27 protein-coding genes are annotated in these 20804 nt (G+C 64.5%); 18 read left to right on the top strand and 9 right to left on the bottom strand.

Annotated features, from left to right (window positions below):
• The first annotated feature begins 17 nt into the window (after positions 1 to 17).
• From PU724_RS13255 to PU724_RS13245, 3 genes are all read left to right on the top strand, one after another.
• Positions 18 to 548, top strand: coding sequence for an SMP-30/gluconolactonase/LRE family protein (locus tag PU724_RS13255; RefSeq protein ID WP_354421619.1), 531 nt, complete (start codon positions 18 to 20; stop codon positions 546 to 548).
• Positions 491 to 910, top strand: a complete 420-nt coding sequence (locus PU724_RS13250; RefSeq protein ID WP_354421621.1) for an SMP-30/gluconolactonase/LRE family protein — start codon at positions 491 to 493, stop codon at positions 908 to 910. The genes PU724_RS13255 and PU724_RS13250 overlap by 58 nt, the downstream gene beginning before the upstream one ends.
• Before the next feature lie 206 nt (positions 911 to 1116).
• Complete coding sequence (locus tag PU724_RS13245) at positions 1117 to 1260, top strand: hypothetical protein (protein ID WP_189379657.1); 144 nt, start codon at positions 1117 to 1119, stop codon at positions 1258 to 1260.
• A gap of 117 nt (positions 1261 to 1377) precedes the next feature.
• Here PU724_RS13245 and PU724_RS13240 read toward each other — a convergent pair whose 3' ends face one another.
• Positions 1378 to 1590 (bottom strand): hypothetical protein, encoded by a 213-nt coding sequence (locus PU724_RS13240; protein WP_127285399.1) that lies wholly within the window; start codon positions 1588 to 1590, stop codon positions 1378 to 1380.
• 284 nt (positions 1591 to 1874) lie between these two features.
• Here PU724_RS13240 and PU724_RS13235 point away from each other — a divergent pair, with 284 nt between their 5' ends.
• From PU724_RS13235 to PU724_RS13225, 3 genes are all read left to right on the top strand, one after another.
• Positions 1875 to 2417: a J domain-containing protein gene (locus tag PU724_RS13235; protein ID WP_127311516.1), complete on the top strand. Its 543-nt coding sequence runs from the start codon at positions 1875 to 1877 to the stop codon at positions 2415 to 2417.
• A 77-nt stretch (positions 2418 to 2494) separates the two neighbouring features.
• Complete coding sequence (locus PU724_RS13230; protein ID WP_189340646.1) at positions 2495 to 2671, top strand: hypothetical protein; 177 nt, start codon at positions 2495 to 2497, stop codon at positions 2669 to 2671.
• Positions 2672 to 2856: 185 nt separating this feature from the next.
• Positions 2857 to 3912, top strand: a complete 1056-nt coding sequence (locus PU724_RS13225) for a hypothetical protein (RefSeq protein WP_354421624.1) — start codon at positions 2857 to 2859, stop codon at positions 3910 to 3912.
• A gap of 98 nt (positions 3913 to 4010) precedes the next feature.
• On the opposite strand, the gene PU724_RS13220 is transcribed toward PU724_RS13225, so the two are convergent.
• The 5 genes from PU724_RS13220 to PU724_RS13200 are packed head-to-tail and all read right to left on the bottom strand — an operon-like array spanning position 4011 to position 8438.
• A complete protein-coding gene (locus tag PU724_RS13220) occupies positions 4011 to 4409 on the bottom strand; it encodes a hypothetical protein (protein WP_320255600.1) in 399 nt (132 codons plus the stop codon).
• A gap of 3 nt (positions 4410 to 4412) precedes the next feature.
• Positions 4413 to 5549 carry a DNA-processing protein DprA gene (gene dprA / locus PU724_RS13215; RefSeq protein WP_354421626.1) on the bottom strand — a complete coding sequence of 379 codons (1137 nt, stop codon included), beginning with the start codon at positions 5547 to 5549 and terminating at the stop codon, positions 4413 to 4415.
• Positions 5546 to 6133: a glycerol-3-phosphate 1-O-acyltransferase PlsY gene (plsY, locus tag PU724_RS13210; RefSeq protein ID WP_127287357.1), complete on the bottom strand. Its 588-nt coding sequence runs from the start codon at positions 6131 to 6133 to the stop codon at positions 5546 to 5548. Before plsY ends, dprA begins: the two co-directional genes overlap by 4 nt.
• A 56-nt stretch (positions 6134 to 6189) precedes the next feature.
• The gene (locus tag PU724_RS13205) at positions 6190 to 7476 is read right to left on the bottom strand and encodes a dihydroorotase (protein WP_127311927.1); all 1287 of its coding nucleotides are present in this window, start codon (positions 7474 to 7476) and stop codon (positions 6190 to 6192) included.
• Positions 7473 to 8438, bottom strand: a complete 966-nt coding sequence (locus PU724_RS13200; protein ID WP_127286222.1) for an aspartate carbamoyltransferase catalytic subunit — start codon at positions 8436 to 8438, stop codon at positions 7473 to 7475. Before PU724_RS13200 ends, PU724_RS13205 begins: the two co-directional genes overlap by 4 nt.
• A 157-nt stretch (positions 8439 to 8595) precedes the next feature.
• Here PU724_RS13200 and PU724_RS13195 point away from each other — a divergent pair, with 157 nt between their 5' ends.
• From PU724_RS13195 to PU724_RS13185, 3 genes are all read left to right on the top strand, one after another.
• Positions 8596 to 10224: a DNA alkylation response protein gene (locus tag PU724_RS13195; RefSeq protein ID WP_127286221.1), complete on the top strand. Its 1629-nt coding sequence runs from the start codon at positions 8596 to 8598 to the stop codon at positions 10222 to 10224.
• A 152-nt stretch (positions 10225 to 10376) separates the two neighbouring features.
• Positions 10377 to 10937, top strand: a complete 561-nt coding sequence (locus PU724_RS13190) for a hypothetical protein (protein ID WP_127286220.1) — start codon at positions 10377 to 10379, stop codon at positions 10935 to 10937.
• The gene (locus PU724_RS13185; RefSeq protein ID WP_127286219.1) at positions 10937 to 11278 is read left to right on the top strand and encodes a DUF6105 family protein; all 342 of its coding nucleotides are present in this window, start codon (positions 10937 to 10939) and stop codon (positions 11276 to 11278) included. Before PU724_RS13190 ends, PU724_RS13185 begins: the two co-directional genes overlap by 1 nt.
• Here PU724_RS13185 and ruvX read toward each other — a convergent pair.
• Complete coding sequence (gene ruvX / locus PU724_RS13180) at positions 11196 to 11702, bottom strand: Holliday junction resolvase RuvX (RefSeq protein ID WP_127286218.1); 507 nt, start codon at positions 11700 to 11702, stop codon at positions 11196 to 11198. The two genes, PU724_RS13185 and ruvX, sit on opposite strands and share 83 nt — an antisense overlap.
• A 120-nt stretch (positions 11703 to 11822) precedes the next feature.
• Between ruvX and PU724_RS13175 the strand changes: the two genes are divergently transcribed.
• The 6 genes from PU724_RS13175 to PU724_RS13150 all read left to right on the top strand — a co-directional run bounded on the left by PU724_RS13175 (position 11823) and on the right by PU724_RS13150 (position 16330).
• Positions 11823 to 12530 carry a metal-dependent hydrolase gene (locus PU724_RS13175; RefSeq protein WP_127286217.1) on the top strand — a complete coding sequence of 236 codons (708 nt, stop codon included), beginning with the start codon at positions 11823 to 11825 and terminating at the stop codon, positions 12528 to 12530.
• Between the two features lie 53 nt (positions 12531 to 12583).
• Positions 12584 to 13000, top strand: a complete 417-nt coding sequence (locus PU724_RS13170; protein WP_354421631.1) for a hypothetical protein — start codon at positions 12584 to 12586, stop codon at positions 12998 to 13000.
• Positions 13001 to 13089: 89 nt separating this feature from the next.
• Entirely contained in the window at positions 13090 to 13377 is a 288-nt protein-coding gene (gene gatC / locus PU724_RS13165; protein WP_127286215.1) for an Asp-tRNA(Asn)/Glu-tRNA(Gln) amidotransferase subunit GatC, read from the top strand.
• A gap of 7 nt (positions 13378 to 13384) precedes the next feature.
• Positions 13385 to 13843, top strand: coding sequence for a GNAT family N-acetyltransferase (locus PU724_RS13160; RefSeq protein ID WP_127286214.1), 459 nt, complete (start codon positions 13385 to 13387; stop codon positions 13841 to 13843).
• Positions 13843 to 15408, top strand: coding sequence for an amidase (locus PU724_RS13155; RefSeq protein WP_292348930.1), 1566 nt, complete (start codon positions 13843 to 13845; stop codon positions 15406 to 15408). The genes PU724_RS13160 and PU724_RS13155 overlap by 1 nt, the downstream gene beginning before the upstream one ends.
• 130 nt (positions 15409 to 15538) lie before the next feature.
• The gene (locus PU724_RS13150; protein WP_354421634.1) at positions 15539 to 16330 is read left to right on the top strand and encodes a YdcF family protein; all 792 of its coding nucleotides are present in this window, start codon (positions 15539 to 15541) and stop codon (positions 16328 to 16330) included.
• Here the strand turns inward: PU724_RS13150 and PU724_RS13145 are convergent.
• Positions 16285 to 17022 (bottom strand): DUF599 domain-containing protein, encoded by a 738-nt coding sequence (locus PU724_RS13145; protein ID WP_127392151.1) that lies wholly within the window; start codon positions 17020 to 17022, stop codon positions 16285 to 16287. The two genes, PU724_RS13150 and PU724_RS13145, sit on opposite strands and share 46 nt — an antisense overlap.
• 42 nt (positions 17023 to 17064) lie before the next feature.
• Positions 17065 to 17760 carry a cysteine hydrolase family protein gene (locus PU724_RS13140; RefSeq protein WP_292169115.1) on the bottom strand — a complete coding sequence of 232 codons (696 nt, stop codon included), beginning with the start codon at positions 17758 to 17760 and terminating at the stop codon, positions 17065 to 17067.
• Positions 17761 to 17941: 181 nt separating this feature from the next.
• Between PU724_RS13140 and PU724_RS13135 the strand changes: the two genes are divergently transcribed.
• The 3 genes from PU724_RS13135 (at position 17942) to PU724_RS13125 (ending at position 20790) form a co-directional block, all read left to right on the top strand.
• Positions 17942 to 19345, top strand: a complete 1404-nt coding sequence (locus tag PU724_RS13135; protein ID WP_354421637.1) for an L-serine ammonia-lyase — start codon at positions 17942 to 17944, stop codon at positions 19343 to 19345.
• A gap of 74 nt (positions 19346 to 19419) precedes the next feature.
• Positions 19420 to 19857, top strand: a complete 438-nt coding sequence (locus PU724_RS13130) for a DUF1489 family protein (protein WP_354421639.1) — start codon at positions 19420 to 19422, stop codon at positions 19855 to 19857.
• A gap of 237 nt (positions 19858 to 20094) precedes the next feature.
• On the top strand, positions 20095 to 20790 hold the full coding sequence (locus PU724_RS13125; RefSeq protein ID WP_292169112.1) for a DnaJ domain-containing protein: 696 nt from the start codon (positions 20095 to 20097) through the stop codon (positions 20788 to 20790).
• Positions 20791 to 20804 lie beyond the last annotated feature (14 nt).

The raw sequence follows: 20804 nt of genomic DNA, 5'->3' as shown, positions 1-20804 counted from the left end.
TTCCGGAGGAGCAAATCATGCGAACAATGAAAGCATTCAGCATCCTTCTCGCCGTTCTGTCGCTCACAGCCGGTTCCACCTTCGCAGCGGATTCGCCTATCATCGCCCCAGGTGCGAAGCTGGAAAAGTTGGCTGAAGGTTATTCATTCACCGAAGGCCCGGCGGCGGATGGTGATGGCAATGTGTTCTTTACCGACGACCCAAATAACCGGATTGTTGAATGGAGCGCGGCAGACGGGAAATTCTCCGACTGGCTCAAGCCAGCTGGACGTGCGAACGGAACCGATTTCGACAAGGTCGGCAACCTGATCGTCGTTGCCCCCGAGAAGGGCGAACTGTGGTCCATCGCACCCGACAAGACAGTCACGGTGCTTGTGACGAACTTCGACGGCAAGGTATTCAACGGCCCGAATGACTTGTGGATTCGTCCAGACGGCGGCATCTATTTTACCGACCTGATTTCTATTCGGATCACGACCAAAGTACGAGGGTGGAGGGGCAAAACGTCTACTTTGTCACGCCCGACCACAAGACCGTTACGCGTGTGACGAACGACCTGTTTAAGCCCAACGGCATCATTGGTACGGCAGACGGCAAGGTGCTTTACGTGGGGGACTACGGCGCGGGCAAGACTTACGCCTACGACATAAATCCCGACGGCGAGCTTACGAACAAACGTCTTTTCTGCGATTTCGGTTCAGACGGCATGACCATCGACGAGGAGGGCAATGTCTATCTTACCGAGTTCGCCGTGATGGTGTTCGATAAGACGGGCAAAAGGATCGAACGTATCGAAGTACCGGAAACGCCAACAAATGTGACCTTTGCTGGCAAAGATAACGACCTGCTCTTCATCACCGCGACCACCAGTGTTTACGGTCTCAAGATGAGGGTGAAGGGGAAGCGCTAGGAGCTACCCAGATTGGCATCAGCTCAAGGCCCCGGTTTGCTGACGGCCAGGCAACACATGCCGCATTTTACTAAATTAGCAATGATGCATGAAATGGCCTAAAATAGCTCAGCCGGCGACGCCCCCAACCAAGGCCCACCGGTCAGGCCCGGCCTCACTGGCCTACCCCGCCGCGGGTGCCGGGCCGCTATGAGGGAGGCTTTCCGATGCGAGCGGTTCTATTGATCCTTGCCGTCGTGGCCGTGTTCTTCATATGGGACAATCTGGCCAACGAAGGCCGATATTCTTCGGCAGTAGAGCGCAGCTACCGCTTGGCAGTGGCCGATCTGCCTACCGGCTACAAGCGTTGAATCGAGGAGTCAGCGCCGGCAGGGACGCCGGTAGCTTGGCCGGATAGCCATTGAGCCTCAAAAGCTCGCCAACCGGCGCCATCGAGGCACCAGCCCAAACTGCGAGCGCCCTGGCCCTTAGCCGCCGGGCAGCTGGAAAGCGATCACGAGTAGCACAAAAGCGATGGCGGCCAGGACGATCGCGGCTGCCCGGATGCGTTTCATCCCACCTTGTTGCAATCGCTGTCGAACCTTCGCCGCTTCGTAGGCGCTATAGAGGCGCAGGCCGTCCTCGCCGAAGCGATCACTGTTCGGATAGTTGAGTTGCGGCTTTCGGCGGAGCTTCAGCATTGTTGGACCGTTGAAAGAAAGACTCGCCGGGCATGAAACCCCAAACCCATGGCCCGGCGAGATTGACAACCCGACCCCACGATCAGGACCGGTGGAGGTGTCCCGGCAATCTCTCCAACGCAAGACAGGTGCCAGCTTCTGGTCCCGAACCGGGACAGAGGTAGCCGTGCGCCAGTTGGCGCTGGTCGCCAGCCAGTCCCTCGCGGGAAGCGAGCTTGCATGTGGGTACCAGTTGCGCGAAGCTGACCGCGGGGGAGTGGTGTAGATTCGAGGCAGCACCACCAATGTTCACTGACTACTACGAACTTCTTGAAATCAGCCCGAACGCCAACTCGGAAACGATTGAGCGGATATTTCGTTATTTTGCCATGCGCTATCATCCCGACAATCGGGACACCGGCGATGATTCACGCTTCAGCGAAATCGTGGAAGCCCACAACACGCTCAAGGATCCGGTCAAGCGCGCGCAGTACGACATCCAGTATAGAGACAATTTGGGCCTGCGCCGTGAGCTGACCGAGGAGGCCAGCAATACCAAGGGGCTTGAGCGGGATGTCGTGATCCAGGCGAAACTGCTGGCGCTTCTCTATGTAAGGCGCCGCCAGGACGTCAACAATCCAGGCATTGGCGATGACGAGCTCGAACGCCTGTCAGGCTGCCCGCGGGAGCATCTGGATTTTCATCTCTGGTATCTGAAGGCAAAGAGCTGGATAGCGAGGACCGAAAACGGGACTTTCGCCATCACCGTGGAAGGCATCGATCGGGCCAATGCCGAACACCGTCGCGAAGCCACGATCACCACCAAACTGCTGGATCATGCGGATTGAAGGACATCCCGGAGTTCTCCGACAGTCGGCTCGTGCGCAGCGGAAGGGCACAAAAGGGCGCCAGGGGAGGGCAATAATTGTCCGAGAAAAAGGTGATCGCGATCAAGGACTGGAACTGTGCCATGAGCGACGAGCTTGGCCGCGTCGCCCTGATGATCAATCCGACCGATGGCGAGCCTGTCCTGGTTTTGATGACGATCTTTCAGGCAGCCAGGATGGGGCGCGAGCTGCAGTCGCCGAAACGCGTCTCGTGATGGCTTCGATATCCACAACGAGGGCGTGGGCCGGCGGCGCCAAGCTTGTCGCCAGACGGGGCGGCGGCTAGAGTCGGCGTTCGCAAGGGAGGCGATACATGGCACTTCACCTTTCGGCGGACACCCTGGCCCCCGCGGTGGCGAAACCCCAGAAATATCTGTTCGGCCCGATCGCCGACTTCCTTATGCTCGGCGGCAGCGCGTTTCTCATCCTGCCGCTTCTGTTTCTTGTGCCGCTCGAATACGAAGGCCTCGTTGCCGCTACGATGGTCTTCGTGGCCTACCTGGTAAACTATCCCCACTTCGCCCACTCATATCAGATTTTCTACCGCAATTTCGGGCGCAAGGTGAGCGGCGACGGATACGACAAGGGCCTCCGGATCCGCTACATTTTCGCCGGCATCGCCGTTCCCCTGATCATGAGCGCCTTCTTTGCCTACGGCGCGGCGACGGCGAACACACGGCTGCTGGGATATGCGACCAACGCCATGTTCTTCTTCGTCGGCTGGCACTACGTCAAGCAGGGCTACGGCATGCTGATGGTGGATGCCGTGCTCAAGCGCAAATTCTTCGACGACCGGGACAAGAAGGTGCTGCTGGTCAACAGCTATGCCGTCTGGATCCTGGCCTGGCTGCAGACGAACACGGCGGTCACCGCGGGCAAATACTATGGCCTGGAATATTACACATTCGCGGCCCCTTCGTGGATCACCGACATTGCCCTGCTGGTGGCCCTGGCATCCACCGCGGCCACGGTCCTGATGCTGGCCAGCCGCTGGCGGAAGAACGGCGGCGGCCTGCCGTACAACGGCATCGTGGCGTATGTCGCATCGCTCTACCTCTGGATCCTGATCGCGAGGATAAACCCGCTCTGGCTGCTGGTAGTGCCCGCGCTCCACTCGCTCCAGTACCTTGCGGTGGTCTGGCGCTATCAGACCAACGTCGAGCGCGACGGCCAGGATGCCGGAAAGGATCCGCAACCGAAGATCCTGTCGTTTCTCGGCCCTCTCTACCGGCTTCGTGTCCTCGGATTCATCGTCGGAGGCGGTGCGCTGGGCTATCTCGGTTTCTGGCTGATCCCGTTCGTGCTGACTGCCTTGATCCCCTACGACAGGCAGGTCCTCGGCTCATCGCTGTTCTTTTTCATCGTGCTGATATTCATCAACGTCCATCATTACTTCCTGGACAATGTGATGTGGCGCCGCGGCAACCCGGAAGTGTCGAAATATCTGTTCCGCTAGAGCAATTCCAGGAAAAGTGCGCAGCGGTTTTCCGTCCGGAATTGCGTCAAACCAAAAACTTAGGACGGTTCGGCGATTCCATGAAACGCTGAACCGCCCTAGCCGCCCGTCCCATCGTCCATCATTGTGTTGGTGAGCGCCTCATAGGCCGCGCTGCATGTCGCGGAATGCGGGCAATCCTTTACGACCAACACCGGCGCCACCGTGAGGATGGCGGCGATCAGGATTCGCAGGCTGAGCCCGATCGCGCTCATCGTTCTGCCGAGCAGGCCAGCGAACAGGAAGTAGAGACCCTGAGCCATGCAAGCGGCCGTCAGAACCCCCAGGAGCGGGCTCGTGGTTTTTGCAAACGGGGTTATGTAGCCGTCCGGAAAACCCACCATGCTGAGGTCCATGGACCATTGCAGGGCCAGCGCGACACTCAAGCCCGCCCAGGCAAGAGCGGCCATGCGTGTGATCCGTGTTTGCTTCGACTGCTCGCCGGCGACAGGCTTCAAGGATCAAGCCTCTCCGAAGACCAGCGAGACATTGCCGCCGGCGTGACGCTCGATCCTGCCGGCGAGGTCGAGTTCCAGGAGCACCATCGACACCTGCGCGGCGCTCAAGCCGGTATGGCGGATGATCTCGTCGACCGCCACCGGTGTCGGGCCGAGCGCCTCGAGCACGCCGGCGCGATCGTCCTCGCGCGGCGGTGGCGTCGCCGAGAGGTCGGGCGGCTCTGCCAGCGGCGCAACCCTCGGCGCGCGCACGCCAGCCAGCGGCGCGATGGCGCTGGAAACATCGGCCGCTTCGGTGACCAGGGTGGCGCCGTCCTTGATCAGGCCGTTCGAGCCGGCCGCGCGCGGATCGAGCGGCGAGCCGGGCACGGCGAAGACCAGGCGGCCCATCTCCCCGGCCAGCCTGGCGCTGATCAGCGAGCCTGAGCGCTGCGCGGCTTCGACCACCACCAGCCCCAGCGCCATGCCGGCGACGAGCCGGTTGCGGCGCGGAAAATCCTGCGCGCGCGGCTGCCAGCCGAACGGCATTTCCGAGACGACGGCGCCGCCGCGCTCGGCGATCTCGTTGCAGAGCCCGGCATTCTCGGGCGGGTAGGGCATGTCGAGCCCGCCGGCCAGCACGCCGATAGTGCCGGTAGAGAGGCTGCCTTGGTGCGCCGCCGTATCGATGCCGCGTGCCAGGCCGGAGACGATCGCGTAGCCGTCGCGGCCAAGGTCCGCCGCCAGCATCCGCGCCATCTTGACGCCGGCGAGCGAGGCGTTGCGGGCGCCGACGATGGCGACCGCCGGCAGACGGAAGGCCGCACCTTCGCCCTTCACCGCAAGGAGGGGCGGCGGGTTGTCCATGTTCTTCAGCAAGGGCGGATAGTCTGCCTCGCCAATGCCGACGAAACGGCCGCCGGCCCGCCTTGCCGCCTCCAACTCCGCCTCGGCCTCGGCCACCGTGGGAATACGGACGATGCGGCTGGCGCCGCCGGAGATCATCAACTCGGGCAGCATTTCGAGCGCGGCCTCGGCGGAGCCGAAGCGGTTGATCAGTTCGCGGAACGAGGCCGGACCGACATTCGGCGTGCGGATCAGGCGAAGCCAGCTCAGCCGCTGCCGGTCGCTGAGGCGCGGGCCGGCGGCGGGCTTGGTCATCCCTTGGCCCCGATCTTGCCCTCGGTGCCGGCGGTAAGCCGCGAGATGTTGGCGCGATGTTTTACGATGACGATCAGGCTCATCACCGCGAACAGTCCGGCAATCGCCGGCGTGCTGAGGAAGTAGAGCGCGATCGGCACCGCGACCGCAGCGGTCAGCGCCGCGAGCGAGGAGTAGCGGAACAGGAAGGCGACGGCGAGCCAGACGACGGCGAAGATCAGCGCCACCTGCCAGGCAAGGCCGATCAGCACGCCGAGGTAGGTGGCGACGCCCTTGCCGCCCTTGAAGCCGAGCCAGGCCGGAAAGAGGTGGCCGATAAAAGCGCCGAAACCGGCCCACAGCGCAAGCTCCGGCGCGAAGCGGCCGGCGATCAGCACCGCCGCCGTGCCCTTCAGCGCATCGAGCAGAAGCGTTGCGGCGGCGAGCCCCTTGTTGCCGGTGCGCAGCACATTGGTGGCGCCGATATTGCCGGAGCCGATCTTGCGCACGTCCCCAAGGCCGGCCGCGCGGGTGATCAGCAGGCCGAACGGAATCGAGCCCAGCAGATAGCCGAACAGCAGCGCCAGGATACCGCCATAACTCATTGTTTCCCCCCGCGTTTCCTTCACCGCACGAAATGGCGGACTATGCCGCCATCGGCCTAGATTGAAAACACTGTGCGGCCCGATACCATCGTTTGCAAGACCTTGCCTTGCAGCCGCGCGCCCTCGAAGCAGGTGTTCTTCGAGCGCGAGCGAAGGCCGCTCTCGCTGACGATCCAAGGTTCGTCGAGATCGACCAGCGCAAGGTCGGCAATCGCGCCCGGCTTCAGCGTGCCGCCGGGCAGGCCGAACAGTTTCGCCGGTGCGGTCGACAGCACCTCGACCAGCCTGAGCAGCGGGACATCGCCATTGTGGTAGAGACGGAGCGCGGCGCTGAGCAGCGTTTCGAGCCCGATCGCGCCGGCAGCGGCGTCGGCGAAGGGGAGGCGCTTGGTGTCGACGTCCTGCGGATCGTGCGAGGAAACTATGATGTCGACGGTACCGTCCTTCACGGCCTCGATCATCGCCAGCCGATCCTCCTCGGCGCGCAGCGGCGGCGTCAGCCGGAAGAAGGTTCGGTATTCGCCGACGTCGTTCTCGTTGAGCGACAGATTGTGGATGGCGACGCCGGCCGTGACATTGGCGCCGTCGGCTTTCGCCCGGCTCACCGCATTGGCCGCCATCGCCGTCGATATCTTGGCCGCGTGATAGGCGCCGCGCGTCAGCCGCGCCAGGGCGAGGTCACGCTCCAGCGGGATCGATTCCGCCTCGCGCGGAATGCCGGCAAGGCCGAGCCAGCTGGCATAGAGGCCCTCATTCATCACGCCGGCCGAGGCGAGGTCGGCGTCCTGCGTTTCATGCGCGATGACGCCGCCGAAATCGCGGGCATAGGTCAGCGCCCGGCGCATCACCAGGGAGTTGCCGATGGTATGGCGCCCGTCGGTGAAGGCGACGGCGCCGGCCTCGCGCAGCAGGCCGAACTCGGTCATCTCGCGGCCGTCGAGCCCCTTGGTGATCGCCGCCGCCGGGAAGATGTTGACGCTGGCCGTATCCTTGGCGGTGCGCAGCACGAATTCGACCAGCGCGACATTGTCGATCACCGGATCGGTGTCGGGCATCATGACGATGGAGGTGACGCCGCCGGCCGCCGCGGCGATGCTTGCCGAGGCGATCGTCTCGCGATGCTCGCCGCCCGGCTCGCCTATGAAGACGCGGCTGTCGATGAGGCCGGGGATGATCGCCTTGCCGGCGCAGTCGATGACGACGGCACCTTCCGGCGCGCCCTGGTTCAGCGCCGCCTTGCCGGCGGCGACGATCTTCCTGCCGTCGACGATGACCGTGCCGACCTCGTCGATGCCGCGCGAGGGATCGACGACATGCGCCTTGCTGAAGACCGTTGTCGTCATGCGCCGCGCCCTTCGTGGTTGCGGCGCGGGTCGAGCAGCGCTTCCATCACCGCCATGCGCACGGCGACGCCCATCTCCACCTGTTCCTGGATGACGCTCTGCGGCCCGTCGGCGATTTCGGACGCAATCTCGACGCCGCGGTTCATCGGGCCGGGATGCATGACCAGCGCGTCGTCCTTGGCCGCCTTGAGCTTTTCGGCGTCGAGGCCGAAGTAGCGGAAATATTCGCGGATCGACGGCACGAAGGCGCCTTCCATGCGCTCGCGCTGCAGGCGCAGCATCATCACCACGTCGGCGTCCTTCAGGCCTTCGGCCATCGAGCGGGCGACGATCACGCCCATTCTGTCGATGCCCGACGGCAGCAGCGTCGAGGGCGCGACGACGCGCACCTGCGCGCCGAGCGCATTCAAGAGCATGATGTTGGAACGGGCGACACGCGAATGCAGGATGTCGCCGCAGATCGCCACGATCAGCTTCGCCAGCGGCCCCTTGGCGCGGCGGATGGTCAGCGCGTCGAGCAGCGCCTGCGTCGGATGCTCGTGCGCGCCGTCGCCGGCATTGACCACGGAGCAGCCGACCTTCTGCGCCAGAAGGGCCGCCGCGCCGGCAGACTGGTGGCGGATGATGAGGATATCCGGGCGCATGGCGTTGAGCGTCATCGCTGTGTCGATCAGCGTCTCGCCCTTCTTCACCGAAGAGCTTGCCACCGACATGTTCATGACATCGGCGCCGAGCCGCTTTCCGGCAAGCTCGAACGACGACTGCGTGCGGGTCGAGGCTTCGTAGAAGAGGTTGATCTGGGTGCGGCCGCGCAGCGTCGAGGTCTTCTTCTCGGGTTGCCGCGAGATGGCGACGGCCCGGTCCGCCCGGTCGAGCAAAAGCTCGATATCGGCGGGGGAAAGATCGCGGATGCCCAGAAGATGGCGGTGGGGATAGAGCGGCAGGGACGAAGCGTCGGTCATCTCAAGGCGCTGCTATAGGGTGCGGTGTCCCCAGCCGCAAGCACCAGCTTTGGATTGCGGCCATTCTCCCCGGTATTTTCGTCGCGCGCCTTGCATCGCTTGGGCTATAAGGCCCGATGGCTTCGGATTCGTGGCCTTCGCATGATAGGGACAGGGCGTGACCGACGACGTGACGAACCAGCCGCCGCCGCTGACGGGCGGCAACGCCTGGCGGGGCGATCCGTTGCTGATCCAGCTTGCCGAGCGCTTTTCCGAACCGGTGCGCAAGGATCTCGACGGGCTCGGCCGTTTCGTGCTGACGCAGGAAGCGCAGGAACTGGCCCGCCTCGCCAATGTCGAGACGCCGAAGCTCCGGACGCATGACCGCCAGGGCCGGCGCATCGATCAGGTCGAGTTCCACCCCGCCTACCATGCCCTGATGCGCCGTTCCGTCGCGAACGGGCTGCATTCCTCGGTCTGGGAAAACGGCGACGCGGAGATCGGCCGCCGCCACCAGGTGCGGGCCGCGCGCTTCTACATCACCGCCGAGCTGGAGACCGGGCACCTCTGCCCGATCACCATGACCAGCGCCTCGCTGGCGGCGCTGATGGCGAGCCCGAAACTGTTCCGCGAATGGGCGCCACGCGTGACGACGCGCAAATACGACCAGAGCCAGAAGCCGCCGGTCGAGAAGACCGGACTGACGCTCGGCATGGGCATGACCGAGAAGCAAGGCGGCACCGACGTGCGCGCCAACATCACCAGGGCCGAACGCGCCGGCAGCGGATTCTATCGGCTCACCGGCCATAAATGGTTCATGTCGGCGCCGATGTCGGATGCCTTCCTGGTGCTCGGGCAGGCGCCGGAAGGGCTTTCCTGCTTCCTTGTTCCGCGCATCCTCGGCGACGGCTCCGGCAACGGCTTCCGCTTCCAGCGGCTGAAGGACAAGCTCGGCAACCGCTCCAACGCTTCTTCGGAAGTGGAGTTCGTCAACGCCATCGGCGAGATGGTCGGCGAGCCGGGCGCCGGCGTGAAGACGATCATGGATATGGTAACGCTGACCAGGCTCGATTGCGCGGTCGCCTCGTCGGCGATCATGCGGGCAGGGCTGGCCGAGGCCATCCACCACACCCGCCATCGCCAAGTTTTCGGCGCCAACCTGATCGACCAGCCGCTGATGCAGCGCGTGCTGGCCGACATGGCGCTCGATGTCGCAGCCGCCACGGCGCTGTCGTTCCGCCTGGCGCGTTCCTTCGACGAGGCGGCGAGTGATCGCGGCGAGGCGGCCTTCGCCCGCGCCATGACGCCGGTGGTCAAATACTGGGTCTGCAAGATTACGCCGCCGCTGCTCTACGAAGCCATGGAATGCCTCGGCGGCAATGGCTATGTCGAGGAGGCGCCGCTTGCCCGCTACTATCGCGAGGCGCCGGTCAACGCCATCTGGGAAGGCTCCGGCAATGTCATGGCGCTCGACGTGCTGCGCGTGCTTGGCCGCGCGCCGGGCCTGTTCGAGGAAGTGCTCGCCGGCATCGACCGCGATCTCGGCGCCGGCGGCCGCGGCACCATCGGCGTGCTCAAGGCAGCCATGCAGGTGGCGGCGACCGACGAGGGTTCGGCGCGCCTGCTTACCGAGCAACTGGCGCTGTCGGCGGCGGCAGCAGAGCTTCGCCGGTTGGGGGCAGGGCGGATCGCCGACGCCTTCGTCGAGACGCGTCTCGCCGGCCAGTGGCGCAACACCTATGGCATGCTCGATTCACGCCACGATGCGCGGATGATAGTCGACACGCTCTATCCGCCGGTGAACTGAGCGGGTTCCGCCAGGCCCTCGCGTGGCCTGTGGATACACGTTAACCTTAACGAATGGTTTCCATTGCGGCGGCGACCCGCAGGGCCCACTGTTCTCACCGGAGCAAGGATTGGTTAACCATGCCGTTCCTTGCCCTGCGAAGCAGGAACGCCATGCGGCACGTATTGACCTCCTTTCTGGCCTTGCACTGGGCGATCGTTTTCGCCCTGCTGGCGTATATCTGCATCGACGGCAATCGCGGCGTCGCCGCGGCCCTTGCGGTGCTCGGCCTTGAAGTCGAAAACGGCCGCATCACCGGACTGGAGAACGCCGCCATCGTGGCGCCGCTGGCGATCGCGCTGCTGGTGGTGGCGGTGCTGTTCTGCTGGGCCTTCGTCGAGACGCTGATTAACATAGCGGCCAGTCCCGACGCCACGGACAGTGTCGTGCGCATCGCCTTCATTTCCGCCTCGGCTGTGTTGTCGCTGGTTCTGGTCGGCGGCGCGGCGCAAGGCATCGACGGCCTGTTCATGGTCGTCGCCGTGCAACTGACCGCGCTGCTCGCATCCTATGTCGCGGTGCTGGCCGAGCAGCGCACGGCGCGGGTCGAGGCGTTTGCGGCCGACACCGAAGTCCGCGCGACCGCCCATGTCATGGCACGAGGCGCCGCGCACAGTTCACTGCTGTCACGCATTTCCGGCCGGCCGGAAGCGAATTCGAGGGATGGCCGCTGATGCGCACGCTGTTCGCGCTCTGGGCCGCTCCGCTGCTCCTGTTCTGGGGCTGGTTCTTCCTGTCGCTCAACGACATGAATTTCGGCTATGTGATGCTGAGCCGCCCGCTGCACGACCTGGTATTCCAGCTTTACGGCGAGATGCTGGGCATCGATCCGGCGCTCATTCCCGGCATGGTGGCCAAGGCCTGCGTCTTCGACAGCTTCCTGCTGATGGCGCTGTGGGCGTTCCGACGCCGCCGCAACATCGCCGCCTGGGTCAGGACCCGCTGGGGGAATCCGGTTCCGCAAGAGCGTCTGGACCGAGCGACTGAAGCCGGTCCAGTACTCCCTGCAGAATAAAGGCGGCCGCCGCCGAATCGATCTTGCCGGCACGCTTCCTGCGCGAAAAATCCATTTCGATCAGCGTCCGCTCGGCCGCGACCGTCGACAGCCTCTCGTCCCAAAGCACGAAGGGAAGGTCCGACAGGGCAGCCATGTTGCGCACAAAAGCGCGCGATTTCTGCGCGCGCGGACCTTCCGAACCGTCCATGTTCACTGGCAGACCGAGCGCGATCGCGCCGACATTGTCCTTCTCCAGCTGCGCGAGCAGCAGCGCCGCGTCGAGCGAGAATTTCCGCCGCATGATGACGGGGCGCGGATGGGCGAATGCCAGGCCTCGGTCGGAGACCGCCACGCCAATCGTCTTGTCGCCGAGGTCGAGCCCGGCGAGCGTCCTGCCGCCGACGAGGCGCGCCGGCAAGTCCTCGATCGATATGATGCCCAAACGGCTTTCCTTCAGACGCACGGTGCGGCGCATCCTTTTTGATGCACCGAATGTGATGGCCCTTTAATTTTGCCCGAGGCGTTCTATCCTCTGGCGCAACAAAAATCGAGGAAGTCGTTGATGAAACTGACCTGGTATGGACATTCGGCGTTCCGCGTCGAGACGGCGGGAGCCAATATCCTGATCGACCCCTATCTGGTCGGCAATCCGTCCTGGACGGGCGGCTGGGAAGGACCGGCCGAAGGGGTGACCCATGTGCTCCTGACGCATGGCCACAACGACCATGTCAGCGGCGCGCTGGAGGTGCTGAAGAAGAGCGGCGCCATGCTGGTCGCCAATTACGAAATCTGCATGTATCTGGTCGGCCAAGGCGCCAACGGCAGCAGGATCAATCCCGGCAATATCGGCGGCACCGTCGATTGCGGCGCCTTCACCACCACTTTCGTCCAGGCGCTGCACTCATCGTCCTTCGGCGGCGAGGGCGGCGCCAACACCTATCTCGGCAATCCCGGCGGTCTGGTCCTGCATTTCGCGGAGGACAAGACGCTCTACCATATGGGCGACACCGACATCTTCTCCGACATGGCGCTGATCAACGAACTGCATGAGCCGAAGATCGGCCTCGTGCCGATCGGCGACCGTTTCACCATGGGCGGCGCGGTGGCGGCGCTCGCCTGCCGGCGCTTCTTCCATTTCGACACAGTCGTGCCCTGTCATTTCGGCACCTTTCCGATCATCGACCAGACCGCCGACAAATTCGTCGCGGGAATGGAGGGCTCAGGTGTGAAAGTGGCCTTGCCGGCAATCGGCCAGACCATCACGATATAGGGCCGAGAGGCGCGTCGCGCCGAGATCATTCATGAGAGAAATGGAATGAAATCATGGCTTTGAGGCAGACACTTTGCGTTTCGATGCTGATTGCCGCTTCTCCCGCGCCGGCGGCGGAGGACTTCATCGACGGTGTCTACCTGCAATCCGAAGAGCTGTGCGCGCAGGCCAAGAAGGGCAAGCTGCAGGATGTGATCGAGGCCGGCAACATCGTTTTGTCGGCCCACGGCCTGCAAGGCGTCGAATACAATTGCGAGTTCCTTCAGGTCACCAAGGCGACACGCTCGCCGAGCTGGGCGGTCACCGCCATCTGCCAGGAGCCGGGCTTTGTCTTTCCCGATGTGCTGTCGGTAACGCAGATGAGCCCAAAGCAGCTCGATCTTGTATCGGTCCGCCCGGTCGACGACGAAAGCGACCAGGCCGGCAACAGCGGCAGCTATTTCCTCTGCGAAGGCGTGACGCCGCCTTAAGCCCAGATCTCGGCCATCCGCGCGCGACGATGCAGGTTGCGCGGCGCGCGCGGCGCCGCTATAGCGCTGGTTTTCCAGAGGCAACAGAAATGTCCGTTGATCTTCAGACAGTGAAGCGTGTCGCGCACCTTGCCCGCATTGCAGTGAGCGAGGAGGACGCCGAGCGCATGACCGGCGAACTGAACACCATCCTCGGCTTCGTCGAGCAATTGAACGAGGTCGACGTTTCCGGCGTCGAGCCGATGACATCGGTGACGCCGATGGAGATGAAGAAGCGGCTGGATATCGTGACCGACGGCAACAAGGCCTCCGACATCGTCGCCAACGCGCCGGCCACCGAAGAGAACTTCTTCCTCGTTCCGAAGGTCGTGGAGTAACCGGCCGATGGCAATCGAGATCGCCGTCGAGACCGCCTTGCAGGACGATGTGCGCACGCTGGTCGAGGAGCTCAACGCGACGCTGCTCGAACTGACGCCGCCAGAACACTGCTACCACATGACCGTCGAGCAGATGGCAGGCAAGGACACCACCGTCTTCGTCGCCCGCGACAATGGTCTTGCCATCGGCTGCGGCGCGCTGAAGCGTCATGACGGCGCCGTTGGCGAGGTCAAGCGCATGTACACCAGGCCCTCGCATCGCGGCCAGAAGATCGGCGCGAAAATCGTTGAACGGGTCGAGGCGCTGGCGCGTGGCGAGGGGATGAAGCGCCTTGTGCTGGAAACCGGAGACCGCCACCCCGCCGCCTGGACCGTCTATGAACGCGCCGGATTCTCGCGCTGCGGCCCGGTGCTGGATTATCCCGACTCCGAGTGGTCGGTGTTTTACGAAAAGAGCCTTGCCTGATGAGCGACCTGACACATCTGACGATTTCCGAGGCCCGCGCCAGGCTGCGCGGCAAGGAGATCACCGCGGCCGAGATCACCGAGGCCTATCTCCAGGCGATCGAGCGCGCCAATCCGGTGCTCAATGCCTATGTCACCGTCACCGGCGACAAGGCTCGCGACATGGCCAAGGCCTCCGACGCCAAGCTCGCCAGGGGCGAGGGCGGCGCGCTGGAAGGCATTCCGCTCGGCATCAAGGACCTGTTCGGCACCAAGGGCGTCCACACCCAGGCCTGCAGCCACGTGCTGGACGGTTTCGAGCCGCGCTACGAATCAACCGTCACCGCCAATCTGTGGGCCGACGGCGCCGTCATGCTGGGCAAGCTCAACATGGACGAGTTCGCCATGGGCTCGTCCAACGAGACCTCCTACTACGGTCCGGTCATCAATCCGTGGCGGCGCTCGCGCCTCGATACGGTGGTAATGCCGACCACGCATCAGGGCGACGGCGGCTTCGTCTCGGCCGGCGGCGCGAAAACCCAGCGCACGCTGGACAATGCCCAGCTCGTGCCGGGCGGCTCGTCCGGCGGATCGGCCTCGGCCGTTTCCGCCTTCCTCTGCGCCGGCGCCACCGCCACCGACACCGGCGGCTCGATCCGGCAGCCGGCGGCTTTCACCGGCACGGTCGGCATCAAGCCGACCTACGGCCGCTGCTCGCGCTGGGGCATTGTCGCCTTCGCTTCCTCGCTCGACCAGGCCGGGCCGATCGCGCGCGACGTGCGCGACGCCGCGATCCTGTTGAAGTCGATGGCCTCCGTCGACCCGAGGGACACCACGTCGGTCGATCGTCCGGTGCCGGACTACGAGGCCGCGATCGGCAAACCGATCAAGGGCATGAAGGTCGGCATTCCGAAGGAATACCGCGTCGGCGGCATGCCGCAGGACATCGAAGCTCTGTGGCAGAAGGGCATTGCCTGGCTGAAGGAAGCCGGCGCCGAGATCGTCGACATTTCGCTGCCGCACACCAAATACGCGCTGCCGGCCTATTACATCGTGGCGCCGGCCGAGGCCTCTTCGAACCTCGCCCGCTATGACGGCGTCCGCTACGGGCTGCGCGTGCCGGGCAAGGACATCGTCGACATGTATGAAAAGACCCGCGCCGCCGGTTTCGGCCGCGAGGTCAAGCGCCGCATCATGATCGGCACCTATGTGCTGTCGGCCGGGTATTACGATGCCTACTACCTGCAGGCGCAGAAGGTCCGCACCCTGATCAAGCGCGACTTCGAGAACGTCTTTGCCGCTGGCGTCGATGTCATCCTGACGCCGGCGACCCCGTCGGCCGCCTTTGGCGTTGCCGACGAGGACATGGCGTCGGATCCGGTCAAGATGTACCTCAACGACATCTTCACGGTGACCGTCAACATGGCCGGCCTGCCGGGCATCAGCGTGCCCGCCGGTCTCGACGCCAAGGGCCTGCCGCTCGGCCTGCAGCTCATCGGTCGTCCCTTCGACGAGGAAACCCTGTTCCAGACGGCGCATGTCATCGAGCAGGCGGCCGGCACATTTCAGCCGGAAAAGTGGTGGTAGGATCGTCCCTCATCTAGCTCGTGCCTCCGAGAATCGGATTCGATTGTCGGAAAGGATCATGCGCAAGATCAAAGTGTTACAGCGTCCTTTGCGCGTCCAGGGCGCGCGCGGCGCTGTAATGGGGTGAGGGATGTTCTTCTATCTTTCCAAGATCTTCTGGTTCTTCATCCAGCCGCTCAACCTGGCGATCTTCCTGCTGCTGGCGGGCCTGCTCGCGGCCGCGTTCGGCCGCCGGCGGCTGGCCGCCACCGGCAGCGTGCTCGCCTTCCTGATCCTGTCGCTTTCCGCCTGGACCTCGCTCGGCGCGATGATGCTCAACCCGCTGGAGGAGCGCTTTGCCAAACCGTCGCTGCCGCAAAAAGTCGACGGCATCGTCGTGCTCGGCGGCGGCTTCGAGGGCGCCATCAACCTCGCACGCGGCGGCTATGAGTTGAACAGTGGCGGCGACCGCATGGTCGAGACCGCGATCCTCGCCCGGCGGTTCCCACAGGCCAAGGTGGTGGTATCCGGCGGGACCGGAGAACTGTTCCTGGACGGCGAGGGCGATGCCGACACCGCGCCGCGCCTGCTTGGCGCGCTCGGCGTCGGCGCCGATCGGCTGATCCTCGAGAACAAGTCGCGCAACACCTATGAGAACGCCGTCTTCACCAGGCAGATGGTGGCGCCGAAGGCGGGCGAGACCTGGCTGCTGGTGACCTCGGCCTTCCACATGCCGCGCGCCAAGGCGCTGTTCGACAAGGCTGGCTTCCCGACCATCCCATGGCCGGTGGATTACCGCACCTCGGGCAAGGAAGGCATCGGCCTGTTCCGCGACAACCCGGCCGATTCGCTGCAGGTGACGACCATGGCGATCCGCGAATGGATCGGGCTTGCCGCTTACTGGCTGTCCGGCCGCATCGACCGGCCCTTCCCGGGCGGCTGACCGAGGACGGCCTCCCTGGCCGCAGAGAAGAACTGGCGCCGGACCAGCACCGCCAGCAGCAGCAGCGTCGACAGCACGAAAATCACCGGGTCGATGAACCAGCCGAGATAGCCGATCGAAAAGAACACCGCGCGCAGGCCGGAATTGAAATGCTTGCCGGCCAGCATGTTCATGCGCGTCGCGCGCCAGACCGCGGTCTCGGTGACCGGATTGCGCGAAGCCTCGCCGTACGGGATCGGCACCGCGCCGATCAGGATCGAGCAGTAATTGAACAGTCGGTAGGCCCAGCCGAACTTGAAGAAGGCGAAGGCCAGGATCAGCACCAGGCCGAAAACCTTCATCTGGAAAGCCTCCCGCGAAGAGGTCGCGCTCAGCGGCAGGTCACTCAGCACCGTAAGCACCTGGTCGGAGGCGCCGAGCAGCGCGAAACAGCCGCCAAGCGCGATCAGCGAGGAGGATGCGAAGAAGGCGGTGCCTTGCTGCAGACCGGTCATGATGGCGGTGTCGACGATACGGATCTCGCGCTCGGCCATGGTTCGCATCCAGGCCGTGCGCTGGGCGTTCATCGCCGTCGTCAACGAGACGCGGCTGACCAGCTTGCCGTCGGAGGCCAGCGTATGCAGCACCCAGACGATGAGGAAGAAGGCCAGTGCCGCGAGGTCGGCCGTCGAAAGATGGAAGGAATCGCCCATGTCCCCTTGTACCACAGGCGAGCCGGCCGCTTCGACGGTCGGCTAGGCCGGCAGGGGTTGGGCGGCTTTCGCGCGCAGGGCCTCGACCACCATGTCGGTCCGGGTGACCCATCCGAACGCGTTCTCGAAATTCCACAGCGTTGCCTGGCGGTTGAAGTCGGGGCCCGAATGGTTCATCGCGTCCTCGACCAGGACAGGCCAGAACTCCAGCATGTAGGCGTCGCGCGCGGTCGCATCGACGCAGACATTGGTGGCGACCCCGCTGAACAGCAGATGGTGGATATTGCGAGCCCGCAGATACGCTTCCAGACCGGTGTTGCAAAAGCCGCTGTAGCGGGATTTGCGGATGATCTGGTCGCCCGGATCCGGCTTCAGCGCATCGACGATTTGCCAGTCCCAGCTGTTGTCGATCAACAGCTTGCCGCGTAGCTCGGGGCGCTGGCGCATCAGCACCATTCCCAGTTCCTTGTGGTAGTTCGGCGAGGAGGCATCGCCGGCGTCGCCGAGGTCGGGCCTGTACGACATCTGGAGATAGACCACGGTGAGGCCAGCTTTGCGCGCGGCCGCAAGCAGCCTTTTGTTGGCCTCGATGGCCGGTGCAGCACCCGATATGTCGAAGCCCGCCAGGTCGAACATGCCGCCCGCCGAGGCGAAGGCGTTCTGCATGTCCACCACGATGATGGCCGTCTGCGCCGGCACGATGCACACCGGTTCCGGCTTGGCATCCAACGCAAGCATTGCTTCCTCCCCAACGATTACCTGGCGTCTCGGAGAATAGCCCCGCCGGCGTGACCCGACAATCAATGTCGCTGCCGGAGCAGACAAGGTCGGCGGGCGCTCAGCCGCGATCCGCAAAACAGCGGAAACATCTCAGCAATTCCTATATGTATGCCGAGACGGATTCAGGAGACAACGGCGCGTGTTCCTTTCGGTTTTCGACCTGTTCAAGATCGGCATCGGCCCATCGAGCTCGCACACGATGGGGCCGATGACCGCCGCGCGGCGTTTTCTGGACGAAATCCTCGCCGGTGACTGGCCACGCCCGGCAGGTGCAAAGGTCGACCGCATCGGCGCCAGCCTGCACGGCTCGCTCGCCTATACAGGCATCGGCCATGGCTCCGACCGCGCCGTCGTTCTCGGCCTTGCCGGCGAGACTCCGCAGACGGTCGATCCCGACCTCGCCGACGGCATCGTTGCCGGGATCGCAGCCGAAAAGCGCATCGCGCCGCCGGGTCACCCGACTTACCGCTTCGATCCCGCGACCGATCTCGTGCTCGACCGCAAGACGCCGCTCACCGGCCACGCCAACGGCATGGCGTTCTATGCCTACGACGCCGGCGACCGACTGCTGCTCAAGCGCATCTATTATTCGATCGGCGGCGGCTTCGTCGTTTCCGAGGAAGAGCTGCAGCGGATGAAGGCCAAGGGCTCGGTGACGACGGAAGGCAAGAAGGTGCCTTATCCCTTCAAGAATGCCGTCGAGATGCTGAAGATGGCGGCAAAGAGCGGGCTTTCCATCGCCGAGATGAAGCGCGTCAACGAAGAGACGCAGATGTCGCGCGAGAACCTCGACGCCGGTCTCGACGCCATCTGGGGCGCCATGAAAGGCTGCATCGACCGCGGCCTGTCGCAGGACGGCATCATGCCGGGCGGGTTGAAGGTGCGCCGTCGTGCCCGGCAACTGCACGACAAGCTGCAGGAACAGTGGCAGCAGAACCGGCCGAACCCCTTGCTCGCCAATGACTGGCTGTCGATCTACGCCATGGCGGTCAATGAGGAGAACGCCGCCGGCGGACGCGTCGTCACCGCGCCGACCAATGGCGCGGCCGGAACGCTGCCGGCGGTGCTGCGCTACTGGCTGCATTTCCATCCCGAGGCCGACCAGCCGAGCATCCGCGACTTTCTGCTCACCGCCGCCGCCGTCGGCGGCATCATCAAGTCGAACGCCTCGATCTCGGGCGCTGAGGTCGGCTGCCAGGGCGAGGTCGGTTCCGCCTCGGCCATGGCGGCGGCGGGCCTTTGCGCCGTCATGGGCGGCACGCCGGAGCAGGTCGAGAATGCGGCCGAGATCGCGCTGGAGCATCATCTCGGCATGACCTGCGATCCCGTCGCCGGGCTGGTGCAGGTGCCATGCATCGAGCGCAATGCGCTCGGCGCCGTCAAGGCGGTGACCGCCGCTTCGCTCGCCATCAAGGGCGACGGCACCCACTTCGTGCCGCTTGACGCGGCGATCGAGACCATGCGCCAGACCGGCCTCGACATGAACGAGAAGTACAAGGAAACCAGCCTCGGCGGTCTCGCCGTCAACGTCGTCGAGTGCTGAACGCGGTCGCTGGCACTGTGGAGAAGTCGGGCAGGGGCGTTGACGGTTTCGCGTGCCGGACTAAACCTTAAGCGATGGCTCTCAATCTCCTAAAACTTTGCGTCGGCTGCGACAGCGTCGAGGATCTCGAAGAGTGGATCGACTTTCGCCTCGACGAGCGGCGGCGCGCCGGCGAGCCGGCCGAGCACTGGCACACCACCCGCATGATGCCGTCGCGTGGCGACGAGGTCACCGACGGCGGCTCGCTCTACTGGGTGATCAAGGGCAGCGTGCAATGCCGCCAGCTGATCACCGAGATCCGGCCGTTCACCGATGATGAAGGCATCGGCCGCTGTCACCTGATGCTCGACCCGCAAGTCGTGCGCACCGAATGGCAGCCGCGCCGCGCCTTCCAGGGCTGGCGCTACCTGAAACCGTCCGACGCGCCGGCCGATCTCGGCAAGGGTAGGGCAGGCCTGGTCGAGATGCCGCCGAAGCTGAGGCAGGAACTGGCCGAGCTGGGCCTGCTGTAGGCGCACGATCCTGCCGGCCTGGTTGCGATCCGCCGGCGCCTGCTGGCCCTCCCCGTGGTGAGACATGGGACTTGCAAGCATTGGCGCCGCGCCACATCTTCAATCTATGTGCGACAATCAGCAGATCGCTCAGGCGCGCCCCGCGCAGGCCCCGGCTTGCCGGAAGGGTCACGACTCCGGCAGGAAATGGCGGTCAAACGAGCGGTCTGTCGTGACTTTGCAGGGCGACGGGAATCGATGGGCATACTGATCGCATTGGTCGCATTGCTTCTGGTGCTTCTAGGCGCCGTCACGATTTTCGTGCGCGCCGATCCTGCGAAAATGGCGGATGGATTGAAGACGCTGGGGCCGATTCTCCTTGCCCTGGCCGGCGCAGCGATATTCGCCGTCGGGCGCAGCGGCCTCGGTGGGATCATGCTGGTCGGCGCGGCAGCCTGGTACGGCACGATGCGCATGAACCGGCCGGCGCAGCCACCGCCGCGAAAACGCTCCACCGTGCGCACTGCCGCGCTGGAAATGGAGCTCGATCACAAGACCGGCGGACTGGAAGGGCTCGTTCTGGCCGGCCGCCATGAAGGCAAGATGCTTGGCGCGATGAACCTGGCCGAGCTGCAGCACCTCTATCGTGAGCTCTCCGGCGATCCGGAGAGCCGCCAGCTGCTAGAGACGTATCTTGACGGCCGATTTCCCGTCTGGCGCAAAAACGCTGAGCCGGACAGTGGCGAAGGGCTGGGTGTTGCGCCAGGTGCGGGCGCCATGACTAAGGAGGAGGCCTACAAGATCCTTGGTCTTGAAGCGGGGGCCGCCGCGGCGGATGTCCGCAAGGCGCACCGCCGCCTGATGCAGCGCCTGCACCCCGATATCGGCGGCACGTCGTTCCTTGCGGCGCGGATCAATGAAGCCAAGGACGTCTTGCTCTCCAACCACAACTAGTCTCCTTCGACGCA

It is taken from the genome of Mesorhizobium abyssinicae (assembly GCF_049887195.1).
In the GTDB taxonomy this organism is placed as follows: domain Bacteria; phylum Pseudomonadota; class Alphaproteobacteria; order Rhizobiales; family Rhizobiaceae; genus Mesorhizobium; species Mesorhizobium abyssinicae.
The sequence above is the reverse complement of the archived record's forward strand: the minus strand, read 5'-3'. Positions and strand labels throughout refer to the sequence as shown.